We start from the raw sequence: 26,874 nt of genomic DNA, 5'->3' as shown, positions 1-26,874 counted from the left end.
ATATAATAGCATTAAGCTCAGAACTGAGTTTGGACTACAAAAGATTTATAAAAGAAATATCTATAAAAGATAACGCAATGGAGTGTGTATGTACGCATATACAGTTGAACCACTGTATGTCCCGATCGGACAAGAAGTTATAGCCGCAGATTTTTATCGTCCTAAAAACTTAAAGAAACCAGCTGTAATCATTATGGCACATGGCTTTGCTTGTCTTAGACAATTTAGACTGATTGCATATGCACAAAAATTTGCGCAAGCTGGTTATGCGGTTGTGCTCTTTGACTATCGTTTCTGGGGAGGGAGTACCGGCTTTCCCCGTGAACTGATTTCTTTACAAAATCAGATGGAAGATTGGAAAACGGTCGTTAATTATGTGGCAACACAAAAGAAAATAAATTCTAAGAAAATGGTGTTATGGGGGACATCGCTGAGTGGTGGTTATGTATTGAGCCTTGCCAGTGAACTTAAAAATGTTCAAGGGATCATGGTACAGGTACCTTATGTCGATGGGGCAGAAACGGCAAAATCATTCCCGATTCAGCAGCTTCCTAAAGCTTTAAAAATATCCAGTCAAGATTATATGGGGGCAAAAGTTGGCATGCTGCCACGTACCTTACCTGTCGTGCATCCCTATGACCTTTGCTTCATTCCAACCAAAGACAGCTACAACGGTTATATGTCGATTGTGCATCCTGATTATTTTTGGAGTGGTGAAGTTCCTGCACGAGTTTTCTTTAATTTAATTCGTTTTAGACCAATTCAGACAGTAAGAAGTATTAATGTTCCTGTGTTATTTATTGCTTCTAAAAAAGACAGTTTTATCCCAATAGAATCTAGTCGAGAAACGGCGACGAACATAGCACCTTTTGTGCAATATCATGAGTGGGATATGGCGCATTTTGATATTTATCACGGGAAATGGTTGGAAAAAGCAATTTTGACCCAATTAGACTTTTTACACCAACATATAGGAGTGAGCTAGATGATTATCGTATGTCCATCATGTGGCGCAAAAAACCGTGTTCCTGAAGACAAGCTGAATGCGCAGCCGAGTTGTGGGCAATGCCATCAAAATCTTATACCACTTGCTCCAATTGAATTAAATGAACAGAATTTTAGTAATTTCGTCAGTCACAGCGACTTACCTATCCTGATTGATTTATGGGCAGAGTGGTGTGGTCCATGCAAAATGATGGCACCTCATTTTGCCCAAGTGGCGGGCAGTAATCCCAATGTGGTTTTTGCCAAAATTGATACAGAAGCCAACCCTCGTTTGAGTAGTGCATTTAATATTCGTAGCATACCAACCTTGGTTTTAATGAATAAAACCACAGAAGTTGCTAGAATTAGCGGTGCGTTACGGGCTAACCAATTACAAGAATGGTTAGATCAACAATTGAATGCCCTTAAGTAATTCACGGGCTCGGAGTTATTGTGTCAGATTCTCATGTAAAACCTGAAGGTACACTGTCTTTACAAACCATCGCAATGCCAGCAGATACAAACTGGAGTGGTGATGTTTTTGGTGGTTGGATTGTTTCACAAATGGACTTGGCTGGCGCTATTCATGCAGAACGTTTTAGTAAAGGGCGTTGTGCAACTATTTCGATTAATCAAATGACTTTCCTTGTTCCAGTGAAAGTGGGTGATGTGATTAGTTGTTATACCAAAATTTTAAAAGTGGGGAATACCTCCATTCAAATGCAGATTGAAGTGTGGGACAGTCACGACAGTTCACGTGCTGCCAAGCGTGTGACAGCAGGTGTATTCACTTTTGTTGCTGTGGACGTTACAGGGAATAAACGACAAATTCCTGAGGATGTAAAACAAAAGCACCTTGCATCACAAACAGTGTGATGGCTTCAACTAAAAAATCCCAACATTGTTTGGGATTTTTTTATGGGTTCGAACAGTACAGATTTGCTGTTTCAGAACATGGTGTTTTGATTGGCACTTGTCTCAGGAACGGGTTGTCGTACATCCCAGTGTTCAACAATCTTGCCATTTTCAACTCTAAAAATGTCGATGATCGCAACACCTCGATCTTGTGGATTCATTGTGGAATGAACATGCAGAAATACTAAATTTCCTTCAGCGACCGCACGTTTAATCACACTTTTTGCTTCCGGATTGTCTTGAAAATATTGGGTAAAGTAGTTCACAAATGGTGCTTTGCCGTCAGGAACACGTGGATTGTGCTGAATATACTGTTCACCAATATAGCGATCAGCATAAGTTTTGACTTGGTGTTTCTGAAATACACCCTCATAAAAATCAGTCACAAGCGCTTTGTTCTGTTGTGCAAGCTGGTTTGCCGCCACGACTTTTGTGCTGTTGTTAGTGAGGTTGGAGTTGATTTGATTTTGGGCACATGCTGTTAAAAATAAAACAGGACTCAGCATGAGCGTCAATACAATTAATTTAGGTGGGATATTGGATTTCATGATTATTCTCAATATTTCAAGATGATGTTTTAACATCATCTTGATGAATAAATATTGATGAATATAGTGACCAATCGTCATTCATTATGGGGACTTTAGTAATTTTTATACTTACTTAAAAGTAAGTTTTATTTACATTTATTTATTTTTTAGGCGATCTTTAGATACCCATGCCCAAACCATTTGGCACTCTACAGGTTCTTTGCCTGATTCATCCATAATCGTAACTGGAACTAGGGTTTCACCCTTTTCAGACGTTTGCATTTCTAAAATTTGTTCAGCGCTAAGGGTCGCTGTTGCTGTCATGTCACCCTTAGATGGGCGTTTGTAGTCAATATGCATACTTTTGATCAATACAATTGAGCTATCAGGAACATTCATTCCTGTCACAAAACCTGTGGCTGTTTCTGCAATTAATGCCATCGCAACAGCGTGTAATTGACCAATATGATTTTGCATAGCGCGATGGTTTTTAATCTCCACCACCACTTTTGAAGAGCTGACCTCGAGGTATTTAATATTGGCTGTACCCACCATAGGGACAACTCGACCAAAGGCTTTACTCCAGAGCGTACTACGAATGCCTTTAGGGAATTTAGAAGTCGCTTTTACAAGTTTAGATAAACGATTGGTCTGAGTCATGTCTTAACCTATAGGGCTATTAAAGACTTTAGTCTTTGAAGTTGTTAAATTGTAAAGGTACACCGAACTGTTGTTCTTTTAAAAACGCCATAACTTGCTGTAATGTATCGCGCTTTTTATCCGTTACACGAATCTTGTCACCTTGGATAGAAGATTGCACTTTGACGCCGCTTTCTTTAATGGCTTTATTAATTTTTTTTGCGGTATCTGAGTCAAGTCCATCTTTGAGTTTGATCACTTGAATAACATTCTTACCTGAAGCCGTCATTTTTTGAGGATCAAGTGCTTGGATATCAACTTTACGTTTAAAGAAATGATTTTCAAGCATGCTATAAACCTGTTCACATTGGAAATCGCTTTCAGTTGAGATTTTAATCTCTTTGGCTTTTTCGTTGATCTCGATAGAAACATCCTGACCACGGAAGTCGAAGCGTGTAGCAATTTCTTTTTGGGTGTTTTGAACCGCATGATTGACTTCAAAAATCTCTAATTCTGAAACAATATCGAAAGATGGCATAGTTTAGACCTTTACAAATAGAAAGAATATCTGAGATGCTAGGGATGTTTTCTTCATTTGCCAAGTGTTGTTTACATCAAAGGAGTGCACAATGATCCGTAAATTAGAAATTACAACATTTGAGTTCCCAGAAGATGCCATTATCTGGGATGTTCGTGACGCAAAAGCCTTTGCTGAAGGTCATGTGAAAGGTGCTGTAAATCAGCCCATCGATAGCCTAAGTGCAGAGAGCTTGACTCAAGTGAATTCGGATCAGTCCATCTACATCTTATGTGGTGGTGGAAGTAAGGCACCTCGTGCTGCTGAAAAATTAGAAAGTTTAGATGGTTCTCGCGATTATGTCGTGCTTATGGGCGGTACTCGTGCTGCACGTGATGCAGGCTTACCATTAGAACAAGGTTCGTAAAAAAGCGCCGAAAGGCGCTTTTTTATTGCCAGTAGATGTGATTAACGATCAATATGATTTGGCTTGAAGTATGGTTTCTTTGGTTTTAGTTTTTTATTGAAACGTTTGACATCCAATTTTCTCAAAAGCGCTTCTGGCACAGGGCAAGCTTCATTTAAAATCATTGCAATCAAAACTTCACTACACAATGGTGCAAATAAAAAACCTTTAGAACCCAGTCCTGAAAAAGTATAAATTTCTTTGTCTGTCTCAACTTTTCCGAGTAATGGGAAATAATCCAAACTCTGCGCACGTACGGATGCACGACCATGCCATTCTGCAACAGGTGCGAGCCTTTCTGCATATTGTGGAAATACACTGTGGATAAGATCATAGTTATGCACATGGTCTTCCGCTAATACTTCAGTATCATCTCGATTAGGATAAAAAGAAGCGCCTAAGATCAACTGTTGATCATCAAGTTGCATGCAATAACCGCCGTAGCTATAAGCATGTTTGGGATTGAGTTTGTGTTGACTGTTGTTGAGCCAACTCACTTGCCCACGGATGGGTTTAAGTAAGGGAAAGTTTTCAAAAAAATGTTGGCTGTCTTTGGCACAGCAAACAATCACATGATCAAAGTCGCCCAGATGGCTATGCTGATGATCGAATAAGGTCAGTCGCTGAACATTTGTTTGAGTAATATTTTCGATTTTGGCATGTTTTAATTGAATCAACGGATGTTCAAGAATTTGATCTTTGAGTTGTTGCGTATAGACTGAACCTGCTTGAGTCAACTGCAAACTTTTGTATTGGGTGTGCAGATCGAGTTGTTCCGCTGTTTGTGCTTTAAGTAAATCTTGAGGATATTCACTCGCTAAGTGAAGTAATTCATCCGGATTTTTTTGTGCCAGTTGCTGAACGGCAATCGGACGAAAGGCACTAAAATTTTGATAATGATTAAGCGCATATTGCCAAGCTAAGGTCATTAAATGTTCTGGACTCTGCTCAATCGGGCTGAGTTTTGGATTAAGCAATGCCAAGGGATTACCAGATGCACCTGATAATGGGGCAGATTGCTCGTAAATCGTAACTTGATGTCCACGTTGAGCTAATCCCCATGCACAACTTAAACCCGCAATTCCTGCGCCAATAATCGCAATTTGACGTTGACCAAAATGATCTGTTGAGTTGCGATGATTGTGTAGTTGTAGTTCTTGGCTTTGTTCTGCAATGGGCTCAGACGCATTCCAAATCGCTTTTAACATCTCGCGTTTATGTCCAAAACCACGTGGACGTGAAATGGTGATACCGTGTTGTGTTAAACCGCGCTTAAGCACGCCTGCTACACTGAATGAGGCAAATGTTGTTCCTATGTCAGAAAGTCTGATGAGATTGTTTAAAACATTGGCTTCCCACATGTCAGGATTGCATGAAGGCGCAAAACCATCTAAAAACCATGCATTGACGGGATGGGTTTTTGCAATAAGGGGAAAGACATCATGTGCATCACCTAACCAAAGATCAATTGAAAATCGGGCTTCAGGAAAGTTTAAACGATGGCATCCTGCAATTGGTAAGGGGTACTGTTCAATCAGTTGTTGTGAAAAACCTTTTAGCTCAGACCAGACTGCTAAAGCACGGATTAAATCTTGCTTAGACAGTGGGAACTTTTCGACGCTGATGATGTGTAAGTGACTATGATTATCGGGACGAACCTGTTGCCAAAGTTGCCATAAGGCGAGAATATTGAGCCCTGTACCAAAACCTGTCTCACCTACACAAAAATACTCAAAATCACGCAAAGCCCCTAGTCTGGTTTCAAGGTCATTGCCATTCAAAAAAACATGTCGTGTTTCTAGTAGTCCATTGTCTTTTGAAAAATAGACATCACCAAATTGTTTTGAAATTGGAACTTCAATTCCATCAACACATTGCCAGTCTAAGTCGGCAGTTTGAATGGCATTTGACAACGTGAATTACCTTTTAATGATTGAGATGTGGAGAACGCTTGAAATTATTCATATTCAAAATGATAGAGCATTATGATGCCAACAGATCACGGAGATTTACAACACTTGATTTGACGCTAGATACTATTTACAACTTTTTCCAGTAGGTAAATCGCATTTAAATGTAGTCTAGCTGTTCTAAAACATATTTCAATAAGAATGCCCTGCAGGCATAAAAATGTCGAAAACAACTTTTATACGTGGAGGGCATTAGAGTATCTGGATGAATGCGGTCTTGATCGTGGTTTACCACTGACGACGGCGTTTGGTATAGATATAGCTTGCGATTAAAAAGCCAAGTAATACACCCACGGCAATGGTAGCTGCACCATATAAAAACATTTGTGCGCTTTGTTCACTTTGTAGGACTTGAACCTGCACTCCAAGATTATCATTTTTCAATTGTAACTCTTGGTTCTGCGCCAAGGCTTCTAAATTGGCTTTTTCAAGCTGTTGCAACCGAGTTGCTTGGTCTTTAACTAAAGCCTTGACTTTGGCATCTTGAGACGCTTTTTCCTTGACAATTTGTTCAGCAGTCAAAGGTTTATTTTCTTGTGCCTGTGCCTGAGTTTGAACTGTAGCATTTGCACCAGCAACTGCAGGAATGATATTGGGTTTTGGTGGCGCGACAGTTGGGTTCGCCTGAGCGGAAGGCGCTGCTGTCGTTGTTTGAGCTGTGAGTGCCTGTGTTGGCTCTGCCCATAACATAGGAGATAGAAGTATCGTAGAACTTAAAGTCAGACGAAGTAAGCTTTGAACGACAACGCGCATTTTGTTATCCCTTAGGTAATGCTTTATTGAATGGCTTAACATCGATATGACGATAAATTCCTTCTTTAAGGAAAGGTTCGTCTTTCAGCCATTCATCTAATGCCTCACGACTTTCAAAATCAAGAATCATCGTACTGCCATAAAAACCTGCTTGGGGATTTTCACGATCAACGGGCATTGCTCCAGCCACAATAACACGACCTTCAGCATCTAATTTTTCTAGTCGAGCCAAATGCTGTGGACGTACAGCAAGACGTTTTTCTACTGTACCTTCTTGATCAGTACAGGTAATTACAAATAATGGCATGATATTTCTCGATTTTTCTAAAACACTTTATTCGTCGCCTGACTTGAAGTGTTTTCGTAATATAACAAACTGGATAATGATAAAGGAAAACATCACAATCATGTCACCAAATGCTGTAAATTCTCCCCAATATTTGCCGCCTGCAAATAAAAAAGCAAAGAAAACATGTAAACCTGACATCACAATGAACATCGCTGCCCAAGCAAAGTTTAAATTTTTCCAACCTTTTTCAGTCAGGTCTAAAACCGGACCAAATAGTCGTTGAATGAGTGGTTTTTTATCTTTACCAAAATAAGGAGAAAGCAAGAAAGCGCCTGCAAAAACTAAATTCAGAATTGCAGCTTTTAAGCGAATATAGAAGTCATCACTTAACATTAAAGTGATTCCACCAAAAATCACAGTCATAAATAAAACAAACCATTGTTGTTTATCCAGACGGAATTTTTGTGAAATGAATAAAGCACCATAGACAACAAGCATTGAAATAATCAAACCTGTTGTTGCAACAAGAATGTTATTGTTATTTACACCACCTGCTGAGCCGATCAACTGTAGTAAGGGATGATCAACATCTTTGGGATCAACCGTTTTGTATAAATAAAAGAAAATTATGAGGGGCACAAAGTCTAAAAGTGCTTTCATGTTAAAGTATCTAGTCTGTTCAGGTTGATGGGATAGTATAAAAGATGCAAGGCATAGATTTACATACTCACAGTAATATTTCTGATGGAACTTTAACACCAGCATTACTGGTTGAAGCTGCCATCGAGAAAGGCATACATACGCTTGCCTTGACGGACCACGATAGCATGGATGGCTTAATACAAGCTGAACAATTTGCAAAAAATCAACCAATTCAAATCATTTCAGGTGTAGAAATATCGAGTCAGTGGTCTAGACCCGCCACAAAAAAGAGTTATGGCGTACATATCGTTGCACTCAATATGCAAAATCCTGAACCTTTACAACGGCTTTTAACCGCACAGAAAAAAATTCGTGCCGAACGAGCAAAGGAAATTTGTGAGTTGTTGATTCCTTTGATTTACCAAGATATTTATGCCGATGTTGTGGCAAAGGTAGATGGTGAGCCTGATCGAATTACACGAACGCATATTGCGAAAACATTGGTTGAAAAGGGCATTGTGCAGCGCGCACAGCAAGCATTTGATAAATATATCAAAGAGGGCAAAAAAGCTTATGTGAAGTTTGATGGTTTAGGCTTGGCAGAAACCATACAGGTGATTCATGAAAGTCAGGGCTTTGCGGTATTGGCACATCCTACACGCTATGATTTATCAGCAACCAATATTCGATATTTGATTGAATTATTTGCTCAACACGGGGGCGATGCTATTGAGTTACCTCCTGCGATTGAAACCGCTTCAACACGCCAAATGGTTGATCGAATGATTGCTGAACATGCATTAAAGGTTTCAGTAGGCAGTGATTTTCATGGAGATAATATGCCCTGGATTAAACTGGGCAATATTCCACACGTGAAAGAAGGTCAAATTGGAATTTGGGAAAGTTTTCGATAATATTTTTTGAAGTCTTAAACGTGCAGTCTAAAATATTTTGTGTCGCTGGTGCTTAGGATTTACTGATGCTGTGTGAGCGCTACAATTCATATATTTGGAGTCTTCCATGCATTGGAAGGCATCCACATGTCATATGTAAGTACGACCATCTATGATGAAAAATACCAAACTATATGCTTAGGTTGATTTATATTTGGTGATTCTAAGGTATCGCTATGCGTGCGAGTGGTGCGTAGTAATGATGTGCATAGGTACTGTATTGATGAAATAAAAAATCCTTCTTTTTAGAAGGATTTCAGTTTGATTGGAAGATCAATCTTCCTTTACGGAATAGGGATTTTCGAAACCAAGTTTGTTTAATATTTCGATTTCTAATGCTTCCATTTCTTCGGCATCTTGGTCTGAAGTTTCATGATCATAACCCATCAAGTGCAGTGTTCCATGAACCAACATATGGGTAAAATGTTCAATCGGCGTTTTTTGCTGTTCAATGGCTTCTTGCAACACCACCGGGATACAAATGACTAAATCACCTAAAGGTAACGCATCCAAAAGTGGTAGCACTTCTTCAGGGATATCACTTGGAAAAGACAACACATTGGTGGGTTTGTCTTTTTTTCGATATTCAGCGTTTAACTGATGGCTTTCGTCATTATCTACACAAGCGATTCCAATTTCACAATCTTGATCAACTTCGATATGACGTAAAGTGGTTTCAATGACTTTCTTTAAATAGGCACGTTTGAGCACCAGAGTTGGTGCTTCAAACGATTGTTGTAACGATAAGCTAAGTTTCAAAAACAATCCTTAAACATTTTCCTGATTTGAAGCAACTGCGTCTTGGTGTTGAGCATCTGCCGCAGAATCATTTTCAGCAATTAAGGCTTCCTGACGCGCTTTACGTTCAGCACGTGCTTCAGCACTTAAACGATATTGTTCACTGTCCCATCCCTCATAAGCTTCGACGATTTTCTGTACCAGCTGATGACGAACCACATCCCGAGAATGGAAACGTGTGATATGAATTTCCTTGATTTTTTCGATGATTCGTAAGGCGTGTGCCAGACCAGACTGTTGTCCTCGTGGTAAATCGACCTGTGTAATATCACCTGTGATGACTGCACGAGAACCAAAACCTAGTCGCGTTAAGAACATTTTCATCTGTTCTGGCGTGGTGTTCTGAGCTTCATCTAAAATCACGAATGAGTGGTTTAATGTTCGACCACGCATATAGGCAAGTGGTGCGACTTCAATGACTTGGCGTTCGATAAGTTTTGCAACTTTTTCAAAGCCAAGCATCTCATAGAGTGCATCATAGAGTGGACGTAAATAAGGATCGATCTTTTGACTCAAGTCACCGGGTAAAAAGCCCAATTTTTCACCAGCTTCAACAGCAGGGCGAACCAAAAGAATACGTTGAATTTCGTTGCGTTCGAGCATGTCGACAGCGGCAGCAACGGCAAGATAGGTTTTCCCTGTACCCGCAGGACCGATCCCGAAAGAAATATCACTCTGTAAAATGCGTTGTACATAACGCTTTTGATTGGCACCACGAGGATTAATTCGACCTTTGCGGGTTTGCAACCAGACTTCATCTAAGCCTGTGTGCTCATTGTCCGAAAGGTCTTCTTGTAACTCGCGGTCAGTTTGACTGCCTTGAATCATTAAATGGATCGTATCAGCACTGATTTCTTGAGAGAGTTCAGCTTCAGCATGCAAACGCTGCAATAAGCCTTCAACTCGCTCCACTGCTTCTAATTCACCATCAATATAAAAGCTGTCGCCACGGTGTGAAATACTGACATTTAAACGTTGTTCGATTTGTTTCAGATGACCGTTATAAGCACCAAGCATGCTTTTTAAACGTTCAACTGAAATACCTGGAAAAGCTACTGTACGTCGAATCGCTGCAGTCAAGAGATATCCTTTTTAAAAGTAAAGTCTATACCCTTACATTACGCCACGTCAGGCTCAAGATTCAAGAGTTCTCCGTAAACTAAATTTAAGGTCTTAATCTCCGTAATCTCAATCTCTGCAAAGCGTCCGACCCAAGAGGCATCACCTACAAATGTTACTAAACGTGTATTGTCGGCTGTACCCACCAATAAATTTGGATCTTTGTTCGAAACATTCTCAACCAAAACGCGTTGAATAGTGCCCAACATAGCATCTGTTTTACGGATACTGGATTGCTTAATCCAATGCTGAACTTTGGCTAAACGCTCCTTTTTCACTTCATCAGGTGTGTCATCTGGTAATTCAGATGCAGGTGTGCCTGGACGCTTTGAATATACAAAACTGTAAGAATGGTCAAAGTCTAAATCTTGGATAAACTGGTAAGTCTCTTCAAAATGCGCATCTGTTTCCCCCGGAAAACCGATGATGAAATCTGAAGATAAATGCATATCTGGGCGAACTTTGCGCAATTTGGCAATTTTTTCGATATAAACATCAATGGTGTGATTACGTTTCATCGCTTGTAAAACATCATTTGAGCCACTTTGCACAGGTAAGTGCAAATGTGAAACCATTTGTGGTAAGTCGCGATAGCATTGGATCAAATCGTCATTAAATTCGAGCGGATGTGAGGTGGTATAACGTAAGCGACCAATACCTGGAATTTCTGCAACAAGACGCAATAAATCTGCGAATGTGCAAATTTCGCCTTCAAAGGTCTCACCACGATAACCATTCACATTTTGACCCAGTAGGCTAATTTCACGCACACCTTTTTCAGCCAAACCTGCAATTTCTGCCAAGACATCATCCAGAGGACGAGATACTTCTTCACCACGTGTGTAGGGAACTACGCAAAATGAACAATATTTCGAACAGCCTTCCATGATAGAAACGAATGCTTTGTAGCCTTCTACGCGCGGTTCAGGCAAAAAGTCGAACTTTTCAATGTCAGGGAATGAGATATCCACCAGCTTGATTTTATCTTTTTTAGGTTTTTCAATTTGATCAACATGTTGATCTAACATTTGCGGTAAACGATGCAAAGTTTGTGGACCAAAAACCATATCAACATAAGGCGCACGCTTTTGGATGTTGTCACCTTCTTGTGAAGCAACACAACCGCCGACACCAATAACAAGATCAGGATTTTTTTCTTTAAGTTTGCGCCAGCGTCCTAATTCCGAAAATACTTTTTCTTGGGCTTTTTCACGGATTGAACAAGTATTCATCAGTAGAATATCTGCATCACTTGGATCGCTTGTGAGCACATAACCGTGTGAGTCGCCTAAAAGATCTGCCATACGATGACTGTCATACTCATTCATCTGACACCCTTGCGTTTCGATATACAGTTTTTTAACCGTACCGTCGGCTGGGGTGTGCTGTGGCTGGGTTACAGTGTTTTCTGAGGCAGCTTTGGCACCATTTGGAATGAAGGTTTGAACCGTCATGGAGGGGTCTATCCTATGAATAAAGGGAATTTTAAATTCGCATTGAGTTTGTTATTTTAACAGACTTGCAAAAGGCGCGCTATTTTACAGCATTTAAATGGAATTCAGGGAAATATTTAAATATCACCGCTAGCTTAAGAACAGTGAGGAACACAAATGAAAAAAATCAAGAAAAACAGAATAGATTATTAATGATGAATCATGAGGTTACATAACACAACAGTAGAAATGGATTAGAATAATTAAACTAGGCACAAATAAGTGCATCAGCAAGTTAAGGCACATCATGCAGGTTGAGAGAAAAACGGTGTTAAAGCAGCAACTTAAGCAAAATAAATTAAAACTTTACCTTTTAGGCACAGTTGCATGCACAAGCCTGCAAGTGACTTATGCTGCTGAAGAGCAGTTTAATGATGCTTTGCGTAATGCGAATAATTCGAGTGCTTTAGAACAGTACCGTGTTTCAATGCAAAATGATGCTTTAGGCTACTATCCTGAATATTGGATGTTGAATGCTAATCTTGCTTTTCAACCTGCTGGCAACATTATTAGCTTTGCGCAACGTTACCCACAATCGGCAATGGCTGAAAAGCTAGCGGCAGACTATGTGGAAGAAAAAGTCAAACAGGCAGATTTTTCAAGCGCCCAACCCGTATTGCAATATGTGACCAATCCAGACCAAGCAGAACGCTGTGCAGTCGCACAAGTTCGTGCCAAAACAGGCGATGCCTTGGTTTTTGCCGAATTCAAAGATGTTTGGCTGACGACCAACACTCAACCTGAATCTTGTAATGGTTTGGGGCGGATGATGTTGTCTAGTCCACTGATGACGACACAAGATCGTCAACAACGTCTTTATGCACAATTAAGAGCAGGACAATCTGGTTTGGCTATAGCGACAGCACAATCAATTGGTATTAATTTATCTTTGACCCAGTTAAATCAAATTCAAGCAAATCCACTCAATTACTTATGGTCAGCACCGAAAACGAATGTGCAAGATTATGCCTATTTAGTGTATGCCTTGGGTCGTGCAGCGGATACAGATTTAACCAGTGCTTTGCAGTCTGTACCTAAGTTGGTTCAGGGTGTGCCAGAAGATGTGCAAAAATATATTTATCGTACTGTGGGCTATATAGGTGGCACAACAGTCATGAAAAATAATTTTAATCGCGAAGTGCTGCAAAACTTTGATGCCAGTTATGGTGTGCCTTTTAGCGCTGAAGAAGCTGAGGTGTATGCACGCCAAGCGATACGATTTGGTGCGTGGGAAAGTGTGATTCGTGCAATTGACAGTATGAGCGTCACGCAAAAACAAGAAGATCGTTGGCAATATTGGTTAGCACGTGCGTCTGAACAACGTAGTGATGCGCAATCGAAAAGAACAGCACGTGAGATTTATCAGCGTTTGGCTATGTCAGGCGATGATTATCATAATTTGCTTGCCAAAGATCATTTGGGGCAAAAATATAATGATAGCCCAGCAAGAGAGCAACCCTCGACAGACGATCAACAACGTCTAAATAGTGATATTCATTTTCGTCGTGCGTTTACTTTACGTAATATCAATGCCCCAGCAACCTATACCAATAGAGAATGGAATTGGGCTGTACGTCAGGCATACTTGAAGCATGATGATGGCTTGCTGCTTGCTGCTGCAAAACGTGCCACTGATATGGGCTGGTATGATCGGGCAATTTATGCGGCAGAACGTACAGAGAAAAAACATAACTATACCTATCGTTATGCGACACCACATCAATCTTTAGTCGTTAGCCATAGTCGAAATGCTGGGATTGACCCTGCTTGGGCATATGGTTTAATGCGCCAAGAAAGTCGTTTTGTCACCGCTGCTCGTTCACATGTAGGTGCGGGCGGTTTGATGCAAATCATGCCAGGCACGGCAAAATTGGTGGCAAGACAGATGGGTGAAACATATAATCCTGCTGCACTCAGTGATGCCAATACTAATATTCGTTATGGTACTTTCTATTTGTCAATGATTCATGGGCAATTAAGCAGTAATCCAGTTTTGGCAACAGCAGGTTATAACGCTGGACCAAACCGTGCTAAACGTTGGCAACCTGATTATCAAAATCTTTCAGCAGATCAGTATACAGAGTCAATTCCTTTGAATGAGACTCGTGACTATGTAAAAAATGTGATGACCAATGCTGCGCATTATGGAATTTTATTAGGACAAGGACCTCAAGCCATTGAAAGTCGTATGCCTGTGATTCCAACTCGTGTATCGCAATAATCGCTTTAAACTTGGATGAAACTTTGTTGGTAAATCAATGATTTTCAATATTTTTCGTAAATTAAAGAAGTTTTGCATGGCATTGACTGTATGCTGTGCGGGATTTTTTTTGGTCAATGTGCCGTTGCATGCAGCACCGCAATTACAAGGTTATGTGATGCAGGTGCAATTGACGCCAGCGGTTTGTGCCTTGGATTCGTCTAAACAAAAACAACGCAAATGTTTAGAAGGATATTCATTAACGATTTCAGGTTTATTGCCCGAAACAACTGAGAGAAATTGCACCACCAATTCATCTGCAAGCTTAACGCCCTTACAGGCAAAGGTCGTAGCTCGAGTGATGCCAGAGGAAAATGCCCGCATTCAACTTTGGCGGAGTGTGGGGGGATGTGTCCCGATGAATGCCAGTCAGTATTTTAGAACAGTTATCAATTTGGCTGATCGACTTAAAATTCCAGCAGACTTGACCAGTTCAGAAAATAAAAACGTTCAGCACAATGCTTTAAAAACACAATTTGTAAGATTAAACCCAGGAATGAACAACGATAGTATTCGCTTCACTTGTCAAAGTTCATCATCAAATCCAGTATTAACTGAAGTTCAAGTGTGTTATCGGGTCAATGGGCAGTATAAACAATGCTCGAATCATATTGTTTCAAATTGCCCAAATACATTCTCAATCAAGGGTACATATTAGCCGCTGTTGGTATTTTAGATTTTGTGTCTGGTCATCCCTGAAAAGCAGATATACTCACAAACAAAGTTGAATTGTCGTTAGAACCCATTCTTTTTGAGCTATTTTATTTATATTTCCTATCATACTTTTGTTGAAATTCATTCTCTTTTACATGCAAGTGTTAAAGGATTGGAGTACAATCTTTGCCGTTTATGATAATTCGATTAAAACGGATTTAACCGTTTAATCACATTAACGATCCTCATTGGAGATAATTACATGAAGCAACCTGTTCGCGTTGCCGTTACTGGCGCAGCTGGTCAAATCGGTTACAGCTTATTATTCCGTATCGCTAGCGGTGAAATGCTTGGTAAAGACCAACCCGTTATTTTGCAATTGTTAGAAGTTCCATTTGAGAAAGCTCAAGCTGCGCTTAAAGGCGTAATGATGGAATTAGATGACTGTGCTTTCCCATTATTGGCTGGCATGATCGGTACTGATGATCCAAAAGTTGCATTTAAAGATGCTGACTACGCGTTATTGGTTGGTTCACGTCCACGCGGTCCTGGTATGGAACGTGCTGACTTGTTGAAAGTGAACGGTGAAATCTTCATTGGTCAAGGTCAAGCGCTTAACGAAGTAGCAAGCCGTGATGTAAAAGTACTTGTTGTAGGTAACCCTGCAAATACAAATGCTTATATCGCAATGAAATCTGCTCCAGACCTTCCAGCGAAAAACTTTACTGCAATGTTACGTCTTGACCACAACCGTGCGTTAACTCAAATTGCTCAAAAAGCTGGTGTTGCTGTAGCTGACATCAAAAACCTTACAGTTTGGGGCAACCACTCTCCAACAATGTATGCTGACTACCGTTTTGCAACTGCAAATGGCGAAAACTTAAAAGACAAAATCAACGATGCTGATTGGAACGCAAACGTATTCCTTCCAACTGTTGGTAAACGTGGTGCTGCGATCATCGAAGCACGTGGTCTTTCTTCTGCTGCTTCTGCTGCAAATGCTGCAATCGACCATATGCGTGATTGGGCACTCGGCACAAATGGCGAATGGGTAACGATGGGTATTCCTTCAGACGGTTCTTATGGTATTCCTGAAGGCGTAATCTACGGTGTTCCAGTAACTTGTGAAAATGGCGAATACAAACGTGTTGAAGGCTTAGAAATTGACGCATTCAGCCGTGAACGTATGGATAAAACACTTCAAGAACTTGAAGAAGAGCGTGCTGCAATTGCAGATATGCTTAAATAATTAAAAAATTTAATCTATTTAAGATTAGTTTTGAAAAAGCACTCTACATAGAGTGCTTTTTTATTGGTGAAATTCAACACAATACAATGAAATACTGTCTGTTGAAGCAAGCTTTGTTTGAATTTTAATCACAAATTGAAACAAGAAAACCAAAAATACAACTATCTTTTGTATGACCTTTCTTATAAGTTAATTGTATATCTAATGACAAATAAACTTATATAAGGAGGGCGATATGCTCAGGACGAACAAACCATCCTTAGAGTTACTGTTTTCCCAACTGGGTTTAGCCAATAGTTCAGCAGCGATTGAACTTTATGTACGAACCCACCAGCTACCCGCAAATGTGTCTCTACATGAAGCACCATTTTGGAATAGATCTCAGCGTGATTTATTAATCAGTCATTTGGTGCAAGATGATGATTGGGCAATTTGGATTGACGAGTTAAACCAACAACTCCATTTAGATGCTTATAAATTACAAACAGCTTAACGCTTTCACTTTTCCCAAGCGCAACAAAAAAGATGGCTACACTAGCCATCTTTTCTTTTTTTATGGTTTGCCAGTTCATGTCATGGTGACTTTACACTAAATGCTTAATGTAATTTACTTTGGATCATTTGGCTGAACCAATGTTCACTTCGAACAGGTTGAAAAGCATGATGTTGTCGAAGTAGTGTTAAATCAAAATCTGCAGTTTTGATATATTTATTTAACCAATGACGAGTCAAAGCAAAATCATGCTTGCTTACAGAAGCATAAGCCAACATAAAGTAAATATCCGCATGCTCATGTTGAGTCATCGGTTTCAAGATTTGCTGTGTGATCAGGGCATAACGCGATTCTTTAGTCAGTTCAAAGTAAATCATATAGGCTTTGGCTAAATGCAAAGAAAGCTGTATATACAATGACATCGGCATTTCTTCGTATTCCAGACGCGCAGTTTCAAGCAATACAATCGCTTCTTGTAAAAAATGTATCTGTTCCTGTTTTGAATGACTTTGCGTGACTAACTGTAAACGTAGATCACCACGTTCAAGTGCAAGTTCAGGTGTATTGCCTGACAAATACAATTGATCAGTTTCACCAATACGCGAGATGATTTGTTTTGTATTATCAAACATATGCTGAATCCTCTTAATTTCTACACTCTATTATGAGGTTTATTTCAATAATTTAAAGCCAATTACTTTGAGATGGAGCGTTGCATATTTAAATACTCAAGACCAAAATGGTCAAAGCTATTCAATAGTCCTAAAAGCTTTTATAACTACAAGAACTTGCAATATGGCTGATCTTTTCGTTAAAGCACTTATAGGATAGGGGTATCGCTTCTGAGCCATGCTGTAATTGAAAGTCGTTGATGTTTAGCTTCAAGAACTTCATGCAATAAGTCGCTTTGGAATAAGGCGATTCGATTGGGTTTGGGTTCTAAAGTATGCCATACATTATTTTTGTCTTGTAAATGCAATTTACCTCCCCAGTTATCCTGCCATTCATTATGTAAATAATACACTGTAGAAATCATACGACCATTTTTGCCTTGAGGATTATCTCGATGCAAGGCATAAAACTCGCCTGCGTTATAGCAAGCAAAATGAGCTTCGATTTCTTTGATTCCCAAGTAAAATGTTGCATTGAAAATTTGAACGAGCTGTTGCAACGCTTGGATATGCTGTTGAGCAATTTCTAAATCTTCATTGATCCATAAAATATGATCACTGCGAATTTTGCTGATTACACCATTTTGAATTGCCGCATCACGGAAACGGTTTAAATTTTCGGTACACTCTTGCATCAATTGTTGTACATATTCAGCCGGGTAGGCATGGTCAATAACAGTAAATCCATGTTGATCTAAATCATCAAGAATTTGATCAACATTCCATGACTTTGGGAGGGAAAGTGCTTCCATAAATAACCAAAAATTAGTGTTTGAGGGGCTGTTGCTATATTAGAACAAACGATGGACAGTGAAGAAATATTTTTTCGTGTTAAAATAACCATTGAACTCAGGAATTAATCGAAACATGAATTACCGTCACCATTTCCATGCAGGCAACTTTGCCGATGTCATGAAACATGTGTTATTGCTCCAACTATTGACACGTCTCAATGCTAAAGACAAACCCTATCGTTATATAGATACACATGGTGGTGCGGGCAAATACGATTTATCTACATCTGAAGCGCAAAAATCAGGTGAATTCTTAACGGGCATTCACCGTCTCGTTAAGCTTGATGATTCAATTAAACGCAATGCACCAGAAGGGGTAAAACAATACCTCAAAGTGGTTGAAGATATGCGTGCAGGTTCTGGAAAAGGTGCTTATCCAGGCTCACCTTGGTTTGCACTTGAAGCAATGCGAGATATAGACAAGGCAACAATCTTTGAAATGCAGCGTGATGTGTTTCAGCAATTGTATTTTAATATCCGCGACAAACGTGCAGGCTTGCATGAACGTGATGCATACGAAGGGCTTTTAGGGGTAATTCCACCAAAAGAAAAACGTGGTTTGGTGATGATTGATCCACCTTATGAGTTAGAACGTAAAGACTTTCCGCAACTGGTTGAATTAATCGCTGCTGCATATAAAAAATGGTCTACAGGTGTATTCGCAATTTGGTATCCGATCAAAGACCGTGCCATGATTGAACGTTTTGAAAAGAAAATGATTAAAACAGGGATTCGCCGTCAGTTAATTTGTGAAGTTTGTGTATGGCCCGACGATACACCAGTTGGATTAAATGGTTGTGGTTTGTTGGTCATCAATCCACCATGGAAATTTTCTGAAGATGCGGATGAAGCATTGCAATGGTTATTCCCACATTTGCGCATGAGTGAAAATGGTGGGCATGCTGCTGTGCGTTGGTTGGTGGGCGAATAATTCATTTCTGGCAATAGCTAGAAAGGTGAATAATGATGCGAATTACAAATTATGACCAAATAATTTGAGTAATTCGTATCAATTTCACTTAGAAATGAATGTGATAAAATCTTAGGTGAGATATCAACAGCTCCAAAATAAGAGCCATAGATAGGATTCGAAAATGACAAATATAAATAAACCAGAAAGCCCAAACTCTTCAAACCAAGACCTTGGATTTGATGGCATTACTTTTGAGGTTGAAGAGGAAGAGCATACGCATGAAGGGCAAAAAGTAAAACGTCGCGGGATCTATTTGTGGCCTAACCTGATTACAACTTCAGCGTTGTTATCAGGCTTTTATTCCATTATTGCCAGTATGAATGGTGATTTTACTCAAGCGATTTATGCCATTTTCCTGGCAGCATTATTTGATGGTTTGGATGGTCGAGTGGCACGCGCAATTGGTGCACAGAGTGCTTTTGGTGAGCAATTCGATTCACTTTCAGACTTGCTGGCGTTTGGTGTTGCACCTGCTATCTTAATGTATAGCTGGAGTATGCATGATTTAGGTAGAATTGGTTTAGCTGCCTGTTTTGTTTATACAGCTTGTGCTGCATTCCGTTTAGCACGTTTTAACGTACAAATTGGTGTGGTCGATAAACGTTATTTTATCGGTGTTGCGAGTCCTTTGGCTGCAATCATTATTATCGCATGGGTTTGGGTTGGACAAGATTTCAGTTATATTTTTAATCTTAAAGATGGTGCTATTCAGGCAACCAATGCGTTTGTCATTATTGCCGTTGGTTTGTTGATGATTTCCAATATTAAATACTATTCATTTAAAACAGTGGATCGTAAGCGAGTACCATTCTTTGTATTGCCAATCGCTGTATTTATCCTTGCAGCAATGACTTATAATATTCCTGTAGGCATATTGGTGATTTCAATTATCTATGCTATTTCTGGTTTTGTAACAACATTCTTGGCAAGAAAGAATACGGTTGAATAAGATATAAAATAAAACCTATGGTAAGGAGCTTGATATGCGGTTGTTTCAAGATTTCTTAGATCAGTCTAAACAACTGAATCAAGCTCAAACGCCCACTGAACTTTGCTATCACCCTCCCAAAGATAAATACAAAATTGCGCATCAAAAGTTGGTTTTGGCTAACTTACCGGCTCCATTACATTATCTCAATTTCTATAGTTTGATCGGGCAACCGAATAACGCTGTTTTCTGCAATCAAAATGAAATCTCGACCACTGCTTTAGATACTGCCACTGTATTGGGCAGTACAAGTGCCCATATGGTGGGACAACTCAATGGCTATTCGATTCAGCATGATTGTCAGTTTCAGGTTGATGATCAATCCAAAGTAAAATTTGAGTTTGGTCAAAAAGAACAGGTTTTTGGAAAAATTCCAAATTTTGTAATGCGAAGGTGGGATAGCGAATTAAGTTTTGATTTAAAGATTACGACTTTGCCTTTGGTTTCGCATTTTATTCATTTGAAATTTGGTTTTGCTGAGAATTGGTCTTTGGTTGCGCACTGTGAAGGTTGTATCCAATACAAAGATCAAAAATATGATATTCAACAATACGCGGCTTTTGAATATATGCGTATGGTGAATTTTCCATATCTTCCTTATGCGCTCTACACTTATCAACTCATTCAATTGAGTGATGAGTTACAAATCATTTGTGTTTATAGTTGTGACCAAATGAATAATACCTTGTATTCTCGTATCTATATGCGAAATATCCAAACACTTGAAGCCAAAATGTTTGATCGACAAGTTGTATTTAATATTCAGCGTGTTTTCCCTAAAGTCAAAACGGTTAACCAACAAGAAATGTATTTGCCCAGAGAGTTTGAATGGCAATACCAAGATGAAAAAATTTCTATCAGTATCCAAGCTCAAAGTCGGGGTGATTATAAATTTGGTTTAGCGGCAGGTTATGTCGGTAGTTTTAGTTATCAACTGCAAATCAATGAACAAAGCTACCAAGGCGAAAGTGGTTATTGTGAATATATTGATTGTCGCCCTTTAAAGTGGCAAGAAATCGATAAAGAAAATAAATTATCCAGTAAATCGAGCCAACCTGCGCTCATAATGCTCAAAAAATAGATAAAAAAGCAAAAAAAAGGGTGAATTTGAGGAAAAAACATCCATCCGAACAGAAAGATTAAAAAAGGGGGTTGTGTTAGGTTAGGAATGCTGTAGAATGCACATCCATCGGCGGTGATGAAGATTAAAACTTCTGATAAAACAATGACTTGGTTGAATTGATTAAGTTGGGTTTTAGAAAGGAAGTTTAAAAAATAATTTGAAATCACAGTTGACTTTCTAGAGATAGAGAGTAATATAGCCGACCTAGCTTGATGCTGACGAAGCATGAAGAAGATCATTAAGAGAATATGAAGAACAACTTGTGTGGATTTTTACTGATTGATTGATCGAAATATTATCATTGATTGATTGGTTTAAATTACTCGAAGTTTATTTGAGAGAATTTGTCAGTAATTGATGAGCCAGAATTGTGACCTTAAGTCACTAATGATTTTAACTGAAGAGTTTGATCATGGCTCAGATTGAACGCTGGCGGCAGGCTTAACACATGCAAGTCGAGCGGGGGAGATTGCTTCGGTAATTGACCTAGCGGCGGACGGGTGAGTAATACTTAGGAATCTGCCTATTAATGGGGGACAACATCTCGAAAGGGATGCTAATACCGCATACGCCCTACGGGGGAAAGCAGGGGATCACTTGTGACCTTGCGTTAATAGATGAGCCTAAGTCGGATTAGCTAGTTGGTGGGGTAAAGGCCTACCAAGGCGACGATCTGTAGCGGGTCTGAGAGGATGATCCGCCACACTGGGACTGAGACACGGCCCAGACTCCTACGGGAGGCAGCAGTGGGGAATATTGGACAATGGGGGGAACCCTGATCCAGCCATGCCGCGTGTGTGAAGAAGGCCTTATGGTTGTAAAGCACTTTAAGCGAGGAGGAGGCTCTTTTGGTTAATACCCAAGATGAGTGGACGTTACTCGCAGAATAAGCACCGGCTAACTCTGTGCCAGCAGCCGCGGTAATACAGAGGGTGCGAGCGTTAATCGGATTTACTGGGCGTAAAGCGTGCGTAGGCGGCTTTTTAAGTCGGATGTGAAATCCCCGAGCTTAACTTGGGAATTGCATTCGATACTGGGAAGCTAGAGTATGGGAGAGGATGGTAGAATTCCAGGTGTAGCGGTGAAATGCGTAGAGATCTGGAGGAATACCGATGGCGAAGGCAGCCATCTGGCCTAATACTGACGCTGAGGTACGAAAGCATGGGGAGCAAACAGGATTAGATACCCTGGTAGTCCATGCCGTAAACGATGTCTACTAGCCGTTGGGGTCTTTGAGACTTTAGTGGCGCAGCTAACGCGATAAGTAGACCGCCTGGGGAGTACGGTCGCAAGACTAAAACTCAAATGAATTGACGGGGGCCCGCACAAGCGGTGGAGCATGTGGTTTAATTCGATGCAACGCGAAGAACCTTACCTGGTCTTGACATAGTAAGAACTTTCCAGAGATGGATTGGTGCCTTCGGGAACTTACATACAGGTGCTGCATGGCTGTCGTCAGCTCGTGTCGTGAGATGTTGGGTTAAGTCCCGCAACGAGCGCAACCCTTTTCCTTACTTGCCAGCATTTCGGATGGGAACTTTAAGGATACTGCCAGTGACAAACTGGAGGAAGGCGGGGACGACGTCAAGTCATCATGGCCCTTACGACCAGGGCTACACACGTGCTACAATGGTCGGTACAAAGGGTTGCTACCTAGCGATAGGATGCTAATCTCAAAAAGCCGATCGTAGTCCGGATTGGAGTCTGCAACTCGACTCCATGAAGTCGGAATCGCTAGTAATCGCGGATCAGAATGCCGCGGTGAATACGTTCCCGGGCCTTGTACACACCGCCCGTCACACCATGGGAGTTTGTTGCACCAGAAGTAGGTAGTCTAACCGTAAGGAGGACGCTTACCACGGTGTGGCCGATGACTGGGGTGAAGTCGTAACAAGGTAGCCGTAGGGGAACCTGCGGCTGGATCACCTCCTTAACGAAAGATTGACGATTGGTAAGAATCCACAACAAGTTGTTCTTCATTGATGTATCTGAGGGTCTGTAGCTCAGTTGGTTAGAGCACACGCTTGATAAGCGTGGGGTCACAAGTTCAAGTCTTGTCAGACCCACCAAGTCTACTGAACACAGAAGAGCAGATATATTAAGATCTTAAGCTGGGGACTTAGCTTAGTTGGTAGAGCGCCTGCTTTGCACGCAGGAGGTCAGGAGTTCGACTCTCCTAGTCTCCACCACTACTACGCAGTTACCTGATTAAAAAAGATTGATTATAGAAATTAATGAACTGAAGTTTATAGAGTTTATTAACTTCTGTGATTTATCACAGTGAACTACTTGCTGACGAGGCGGTAGTGAATCATTAACAGAATATATTTGAGTTGAAATAATTGTTTAACTCGTTTTATGAAGCTTAACAAGCAATTGTTAAAGCGGAATGAAATGAGAACTAGCGATAAAACTGAATCAAGCGTTTTGGTATATGAATTAAATTGAAGCTGTACAGTGATTAAGTTCACAAGCAACAAATAGAAGTGGTTAAATCCACATTGTTGATCCTCCTTGTAGGGATTAACGACTGTTTGGGGTTGTATAGTCAAGTAATTAAGTGCATGTGGTGGATGCCTTGGCAGTCAGAGGCGATGAAAGACGTAATAGCCTGCGATAAGCTTCGGGGAGGCGGCAAATATCCTGTGATCCGGAGATTTCTGAATGGGGAAACCCACTTACCATAAGGTAGGTATCGCATGATGAATACATAGTCATGCGAGGCGAACGAGGGGAAGTGAAACATCTCAGTACCCTTAGGAAAAGAAATCAATTGAGATTCCCTCAGTAGCGGCGAGCGAACGGGGATCAGCCCATTAAGTTATATGTGTATTAGCGGAAAGCTCTGGGAAGTGCTACCGTAGAGGGTGATAGTCCCGTACACGAAAGTGCACATATAATGATGACGAGTAGGGCGAGGCACGTGAAACCTTGTCTGAATATGGGGGGACCATCCTCCAAGGCTAAATACTCCTGACTGACCGATAGTGAACCAGTACCGTGAGGGAAAGGCGAAAAGAACCCCTGTGAGGGGAGTGAAATAGATCCTGAAACCGCATGCATACAAGCAGTGGGAGCCGACTTGTTCGGTGACTGCGTACCTTTTGTATAATGGGTCAGCGACTTATATTCAGTAGCAAGGTTAACCGTATAGGGGAGCCGTAGAGAAATCGAGTCTTAATAGGGCGTTTAGTTGCTGGGTATAGACCCGAAACCGGGTGATCTATCCATGAGCAGGTTGAAGGTTGGGTAACACTAACTGGAGGACCGAACCCACTGTCGTTGAAAAGCCAGGGGATGACTTGTGGATAGGGGTGAAAGGCTAATCAAACTCGGTGATAGCTGGTTCTCCCCGAAAGCTATTTAGGTAGCGCCTCGGACGAATACCATAGGGGGTAGAGCACTGTTTCGGCTAGGGGGTCATCCCGACTTACCAAACCGATGCAAACTCCGAATACCTATGAGTACTATCCGGGAGACAGACTGCGGGTGCTAACGTCCGTAGTCAAGAGGAAAACAATCCAGACCGCCAGCTAAGGCCCCAAAATTATAGTTAAGTGGGAAACGATGTGGGAAGGCATAGACAGCTAGGAGGTTGGCTTAGAAGCAGCCACCCTTTAAAGAAAGCGTAATAGCTCACTAGTCGAGTCGGCCTGCGCGGAAGATGTAACGGGGCTAAAACTATATGCCGAAGCTGCGGATGTATACATTGTATACGTGGTAGGGGAGCGTTCTGTAAGCCGATGAAGGTGTGTTGAGAAGCATGCTGGAGGTATCAGAAGTGCGAATGCTGACGTGAGTAACGACAAAACGGGTGAAAAACCCGTTCGCTGAAAGACCAAGGGTTCCAGTCCAACGTTAATCGGGGCTGGGTGAGTCGACCCCTAAGGCGAGGCCGAGAGGCGTAGTCGATGGGAAATTGGTTAATATTCCAATACTTCTGTGTAATGCGATGAGAGGACGGAGAAAGTTAAGTCAGCCTGGCGTTGGTTGTCCAGGTGGAAGGTTGTAGGCATGCATCTTAGGCAAATCCGGGGTGCTCTATGCTGAGAACTGATAGCAAGCGAGTTTACTCGTGAAGTGGCTGATACTATGCTTCCAGGAAAAGTCTCTAAGCTTCAGTTACACAGGAATCGTACCCGAAACCGACACAGGTGGTCAGGTCGAGTAGACCAAAGCGCTTGAGAGAACTCTGCTGAAGGAACTAGGCAAAATGGTACCGTAACTTCGGGAGAAGGTACGCTGCTGACGGTGATAGGACTTGCTCCTTGAGCTATTGGCAGCCACAGAAACCAGGCCCCTGCAACTGTTTATTAAAAACATAGCACTCTGCAAACACGAAAGTGGACGTATAGGGTGTGATGCCTGCCCGGTGCTGGAAGGTTAATTGATGGGGTTAGCGTAAGCGAAGCTCTTGATCGAAGCCCCAGTAAACGGCGGCCGTAACTATAACGGTCCTAAGGTAGCGAAATTCCTTGTCGGGTAAGTTCCGACCTGCACGAATGGCATAATGATGGGGGCGCTGTCTCCAGCAGAGGCTCAGTGAAATCGAAATCGCCGTGAAGATGCGGTGTACCCGCGGCTAGACGGAAAGACCCCGTGAACCTTTACTGCAGCTTGACATTGAACTTTGATCTTACTTGTGTAGGATAGGTGGGAGGCTTAGAAGTAGCGACGCCAGTTGCTATGGAGCCATCCTTGAAATACCACCCTGGTAATATTGAGGTTCTAACTCTGTCCCGTTATCCGGGACGAGGACCATGTCTGGTGGGTAGTTTGACTGGGGCGGTCTCCTCCTAAAGAGTAACGGAGGAGTACGAAGGTGCGCTCAGCGTGGTCGGAAATCACGCGTAGAGTATAAAGGCAAAAGCGCGCTTAACTGCGAGACCCACAAGTCGAGCAGGTACGAAAGTAGGTCTTAGTGATCCGGTGGTTCTGTATGGAAGGGCCATCGCTCAACGGATAAAAGGTACTCTGGGGATAACAGGCTGATACCGCCCAAGAGTTCATATCGACGGCGGTGTTTGGCACCTCGATGTCGGCTCATCTCATCCTGGGGCTGAAGCAGGTCCCAAGGGTATGGCTGTTCGCCATTTAAAGAGGTACGCGAGCTGGGTTTAGAACGTCGTGAGACAGTTCGGTCCCTATCTACCGTGGGCGTTGGAAATTTGAGAGGATCTGCTCCTAGTACGAGAGGACCAGAGTGGACGAACCTCTGGTGTACCGGTTGTGACGCCAGTCGCATCGCCGGGTAGCTATGTTCGGAAGGGATAACCGCTGAAAGCATCTAAGCGGGAAGCCTACCTCAAGATAAGATTTCCCTAGGACTTTATGTCCTCTAAAGAGCCGTTGAAGACTACGACGTTGATAGGTTGGATGTGGAAGTGCGGTGACGCATGAAGCTGACCAATACTAATTGCTCGTGAGGCTTGACTATACAACACCCAAGCAGTTGTATGTGAAGCATCATTTGATTCATAAAAGATCAAAGAAACTTGATTTAGTTGTAAAGCTAGTTACAATAACCAACTCAAATGTTCTGTTAAACTCATTTGGAACAAAGTAAGGCATACCCATAAGACCCGAAAAAGTCCATAACAG

The 26,874-nt window shown here is 41.3% G+C and carries 24 protein-coding genes, 2 tRNA genes and 2 rRNA genes; 16 read left to right on the top strand and 12 right to left on the bottom strand.

From position 1 onward, the window contains the following. Nucleotides 1-88 precede the first annotated feature (88 nt). The 3 genes from I9192_RS19285 to I9192_RS19275 all read left to right on the top strand — a co-directional run bounded on the left by I9192_RS19285 (nucleotide 89) and on the right by I9192_RS19275 (nucleotide 1,860). Nucleotides 89-985 carry an alpha/beta hydrolase gene (locus I9192_RS19285; RefSeq protein ID WP_004826684.1) on the top strand — a complete coding sequence of 299 codons (897 nt, stop codon included), beginning with the start codon at nucleotides 89-91 and terminating at the stop codon, nucleotides 983-985. Continuing rightward, complete coding sequence (gene trxC / locus I9192_RS19280; RefSeq protein ID WP_004826686.1) at nucleotides 986-1,417, top strand: thioredoxin TrxC; 432 nt, start codon at nucleotides 986-988, stop codon at nucleotides 1,415-1,417. It abuts the gene before it with no gap. Nucleotides 1,418-1,491: 74 nt separating this feature from the next. After that, nucleotides 1,492-1,860, top strand: a complete 369-nt coding sequence (locus I9192_RS19275; RefSeq protein WP_181447883.1) for an acyl-CoA thioesterase — start codon at nucleotides 1,492-1,494, stop codon at nucleotides 1,858-1,860. Between the two features lie 71 nt (nucleotides 1,861-1,931). On the opposite strand, the gene I9192_RS19270 is transcribed toward I9192_RS19275, so the two are convergent. The 3 genes from I9192_RS19270 to I9192_RS19260 form a co-directional block, all read right to left on the bottom strand. After that, nucleotides 1,932-2,447 carry a nuclear transport factor 2 family protein gene (locus I9192_RS19270; protein ID WP_005035674.1) on the bottom strand — a complete coding sequence of 172 codons (516 nt, stop codon included), beginning with the start codon at nucleotides 2,445-2,447 and terminating at the stop codon, nucleotides 1,932-1,934. A gap of 138 nt (nucleotides 2,448-2,585) precedes the next feature. Further along, a complete protein-coding gene (locus tag I9192_RS19265) occupies nucleotides 2,586-3,089 on the bottom strand; it encodes a DUF4442 domain-containing protein (RefSeq protein WP_005035676.1) in 504 nt (167 codons plus the stop codon). A 28-nt stretch (nucleotides 3,090-3,117) separates the two neighbouring features. Then, on the bottom strand, nucleotides 3,118-3,606 hold the full coding sequence (locus I9192_RS19260; RefSeq protein ID WP_004826694.1) for a YajQ family cyclic di-GMP-binding protein: 489 nt from the start codon (nucleotides 3,604-3,606) through the stop codon (nucleotides 3,118-3,120). A 91-nt stretch (nucleotides 3,607-3,697) separates the two neighbouring features. Here I9192_RS19260 and I9192_RS19255 point away from each other — a divergent pair, with 91 nt between their 5' ends. Further along, nucleotides 3,698-4,012, top strand: a complete 315-nt coding sequence (locus tag I9192_RS19255; protein ID WP_005035678.1) for a rhodanese-like domain-containing protein — start codon at nucleotides 3,698-3,700, stop codon at nucleotides 4,010-4,012. Nucleotides 4,013-4,053: 41 nt separating this feature from the next. Here I9192_RS19255 and mnmC read toward each other — a convergent pair whose 3' ends face one another. The 4 genes from mnmC to I9192_RS19235 all read right to left on the bottom strand — a co-directional run bounded on the left by mnmC (nucleotide 4,054) and on the right by I9192_RS19235 (nucleotide 7,723). Next, complete coding sequence (gene mnmC / locus I9192_RS19250) at nucleotides 4,054-5,964, bottom strand: FAD-dependent 5-carboxymethylaminomethyl-2-thiouridine(34) oxidoreductase MnmC (protein ID WP_200149999.1); 1,911 nt, start codon at nucleotides 5,962-5,964, stop codon at nucleotides 4,054-4,056. Between the two features lie 285 nt (nucleotides 5,965-6,249). After that, a complete protein-coding gene (locus I9192_RS19245; RefSeq protein ID WP_004826701.1) occupies nucleotides 6,250-6,774 on the bottom strand; it encodes a hypothetical protein in 525 nt (174 codons plus the stop codon). Between the two features lie 4 nt (nucleotides 6,775-6,778). After that, a complete protein-coding gene (locus I9192_RS19240; protein ID WP_004826704.1) occupies nucleotides 6,779-7,081 on the bottom strand; it encodes a YciI family protein in 303 nt (100 codons plus the stop codon). 27 nt (nucleotides 7,082-7,108) lie between these two features. Beyond that, nucleotides 7,109-7,723 (bottom strand): inner membrane-spanning protein YciB, encoded by a 615-nt coding sequence (locus tag I9192_RS19235; protein ID WP_004826707.1) that lies wholly within the window; start codon nucleotides 7,721-7,723, stop codon nucleotides 7,109-7,111. A gap of 44 nt (nucleotides 7,724-7,767) precedes the next feature. On the opposite strand from I9192_RS19235, the gene I9192_RS19230 reads away from it, so the two are divergent. Beyond that, the gene (locus I9192_RS19230; protein WP_200149998.1) at nucleotides 7,768-8,619 is read left to right on the top strand and encodes a PHP domain-containing protein; all 852 of its coding nucleotides are present in this window, start codon (nucleotides 7,768-7,770) and stop codon (nucleotides 8,617-8,619) included. A gap of 312 nt (nucleotides 8,620-8,931) precedes the next feature. Here the strand turns inward: I9192_RS19230 and ybeY are convergent, their stop codons facing one another. From ybeY to miaB, 3 genes are read right to left on the bottom strand one after another with little or no spacing between them, the layout of a single operon-like run. Continuing rightward, nucleotides 8,932-9,417: an rRNA maturation RNase YbeY gene (gene ybeY / locus I9192_RS19225; protein ID WP_004826711.1), complete on the bottom strand. Its 486-nt coding sequence runs from the start codon at nucleotides 9,415-9,417 to the stop codon at nucleotides 8,932-8,934. Between the two features lie 9 nt (nucleotides 9,418-9,426). Beyond that, nucleotides 9,427-10,536: a PhoH family protein gene (locus I9192_RS19220; RefSeq protein ID WP_005035687.1), complete on the bottom strand. Its 1,110-nt coding sequence runs from the start codon at nucleotides 10,534-10,536 to the stop codon at nucleotides 9,427-9,429. A 38-nt stretch (nucleotides 10,537-10,574) separates the two neighbouring features. Continuing rightward, nucleotides 10,575-12,029 carry a tRNA (N6-isopentenyl adenosine(37)-C2)-methylthiotransferase MiaB gene (gene miaB, locus I9192_RS19215; protein WP_004826717.1) on the bottom strand — a complete coding sequence of 485 codons (1,455 nt, stop codon included), beginning with the start codon at nucleotides 12,027-12,029 and terminating at the stop codon, nucleotides 10,575-10,577. Nucleotides 12,030-12,315: 286 nt separating this feature from the next. Between miaB and I9192_RS19210 the strand changes: the two genes are divergently transcribed. From I9192_RS19210 to I9192_RS19195, 4 genes are all read left to right on the top strand, one after another. Further along, nucleotides 12,316-14,289, top strand: coding sequence for a lytic transglycosylase domain-containing protein (locus tag I9192_RS19210; RefSeq protein ID WP_005035688.1), 1,974 nt, complete (start codon nucleotides 12,316-12,318; stop codon nucleotides 14,287-14,289). Between the two features lie 37 nt (nucleotides 14,290-14,326). Continuing rightward, nucleotides 14,327-14,986, top strand: coding sequence for a ribonuclease T2 family protein (locus I9192_RS19205; RefSeq protein ID WP_010590786.1), 660 nt, complete (start codon nucleotides 14,327-14,329; stop codon nucleotides 14,984-14,986). Nucleotides 14,987-15,244: 258 nt separating this feature from the next. Then, nucleotides 15,245-16,231, top strand: a complete 987-nt coding sequence (locus I9192_RS19200) for a malate dehydrogenase (RefSeq protein WP_004826724.1) — start codon at nucleotides 15,245-15,247, stop codon at nucleotides 16,229-16,231. A 235-nt stretch (nucleotides 16,232-16,466) separates the two neighbouring features. Beyond that, on the top strand, nucleotides 16,467-16,724 hold the full coding sequence (locus I9192_RS19195; protein ID WP_004826725.1) for a DUF2789 family protein: 258 nt from the start codon (nucleotides 16,467-16,469) through the stop codon (nucleotides 16,722-16,724). Between the two features lie 104 nt (nucleotides 16,725-16,828). On the opposite strand, the gene I9192_RS19190 is transcribed toward I9192_RS19195, so the two are convergent. Together I9192_RS19190 and I9192_RS19185 are read right to left on the bottom strand one after the other, a co-directional pair. Next, nucleotides 16,829-17,356, bottom strand: a complete 528-nt coding sequence (locus tag I9192_RS19190; protein ID WP_005035689.1) for a hypothetical protein — start codon at nucleotides 17,354-17,356, stop codon at nucleotides 16,829-16,831. A gap of 188 nt (nucleotides 17,357-17,544) precedes the next feature. After that, nucleotides 17,545-18,147 (bottom strand): 2OG-Fe(II) oxygenase, encoded by a 603-nt coding sequence (locus I9192_RS19185; protein ID WP_005035690.1) that lies wholly within the window; start codon nucleotides 18,145-18,147, stop codon nucleotides 17,545-17,547. Between the two features lie 115 nt (nucleotides 18,148-18,262). Here I9192_RS19185 and I9192_RS19180 point away from each other — a divergent pair, with 115 nt between their 5' ends. The 7 genes from I9192_RS19180 to I9192_RS19150 all read left to right on the top strand — a co-directional run bounded on the left by I9192_RS19180 (nucleotide 18,263) and on the right by I9192_RS19150 (nucleotide 26,710). Continuing rightward, a complete protein-coding gene (locus tag I9192_RS19180) occupies nucleotides 18,263-19,120 on the top strand; it encodes a 23S rRNA (adenine(2030)-N(6))-methyltransferase RlmJ (RefSeq protein WP_005035691.1) in 858 nt (285 codons plus the stop codon). Nucleotides 19,121-19,283: 163 nt separating this feature from the next. Beyond that, nucleotides 19,284-20,111, top strand: coding sequence for a CDP-diacylglycerol--serine O-phosphatidyltransferase (pssA, locus tag I9192_RS19175; RefSeq protein WP_004826732.1), 828 nt, complete (start codon nucleotides 19,284-19,286; stop codon nucleotides 20,109-20,111). Nucleotides 20,112-20,145: 34 nt separating this feature from the next. Then, entirely contained in the window at nucleotides 20,146-21,231 is a 1,086-nt protein-coding gene (locus I9192_RS19170) for a DUF6670 family protein (protein WP_005035692.1), read from the top strand. Nucleotides 21,232-21,667: 436 nt separating this feature from the next. Continuing rightward, nucleotides 21,668-23,206 (top strand): 16S ribosomal RNA (locus I9192_RS19165). A gap of 59 nt (nucleotides 23,207-23,265) precedes the next feature. Further along, nucleotides 23,266-23,342 (top strand) — tRNA-Ile (locus I9192_RS19160). 44 nt (nucleotides 23,343-23,386) lie between these two features. Next, nucleotides 23,387-23,462, top strand: a tRNA-Ala gene (locus tag I9192_RS19155). A 357-nt stretch (nucleotides 23,463-23,819) separates the two neighbouring features. Then, nucleotides 23,820-26,710 (top strand): 23S ribosomal RNA (locus I9192_RS19150). Together the 16S and 23S rRNA genes with 2 tRNA genes alongside form the textbook arrangement of a ribosomal RNA operon. Nucleotides 26,711-26,874 lie beyond the last annotated feature (164 nt).

It is taken from the genome of Acinetobacter bereziniae, from assembly GCF_016576965.1.
Taxonomy (GTDB): domain Bacteria; phylum Pseudomonadota; class Gammaproteobacteria; order Pseudomonadales; family Moraxellaceae; genus Acinetobacter; species Acinetobacter bereziniae.
Note: the sequence above shows the minus strand (reverse complement) of the source record. Positions and strands in the feature narration are given on the sequence as shown.